This is a genomic window from Rhizobium redzepovicii, assembly GCF_019793435.1.
In the GTDB taxonomy this organism is placed as follows: Bacteria; Pseudomonadota; Alphaproteobacteria; order Rhizobiales; family Rhizobiaceae; genus Rhizobium; species Rhizobium redzepovicii.
This window is the reverse complement of sequence record NZ_JAILYH010000096.1, coordinates 1-391: the sequence shown is the minus strand read 5'-3', so window position 1 is coordinate 391 and position 391 is coordinate 1. Positions and strand designations below refer to the sequence as shown.

The 391-nt window shown below is 63.4% G+C and carries 2 protein-coding genes; both read left to right on the top strand.

Features of this window, described 5'->3' with window-relative positions; genetic code table 11:
- Positions 1-168: FAD-binding domain-containing protein (locus K6N12_RS33750; RefSeq protein WP_222149189.1), on the top strand; the 168-nt coding region annotated here is incomplete at its 5' end.
- Positions 165-391 (top strand): NAD(P)-binding protein (locus K6N12_RS33745; protein WP_222149188.1); only part of this gene is annotated, 227 nt, incomplete at its 3' end. The genes K6N12_RS33750 and K6N12_RS33745, both read left to right, overlap by 4 nt.

The following is a 391-nucleotide window of genomic DNA, read 5'->3' as shown; positions in this document are numbered from 1 at the left end:
CGAGAGCTCGGGGCAAAATACATCCACCGGCCGTTCGAGGCGCCGAGGAGCATGCTCGACGAGGCCGGCATCGCGCTTGGACAGACCTATCCTAAACCGATCGTCGATCACGCACTCGCCCGCAACCGGGAGCTCGCCGCCTACAATGCCACGAGGGATGCCGCATGAACGCGCACTTCCGTCCAGCTCCACGCCGGCTGAAGATCGCCGTCATCGGCTCCGGCATCTCGGGCGCCTCCGCGACCTGGGCGCTGTGTCAGGTGCACGACGTCACGCTTTATGAAAGCCAAGCACGGGCCGGAGGCCATACGGCGACGGTCGACGCCGATTACGCCGGGGTTCAAATTGCGGTCGATACCGGCTTCATCGTCTATAACGAACAGAATTACCC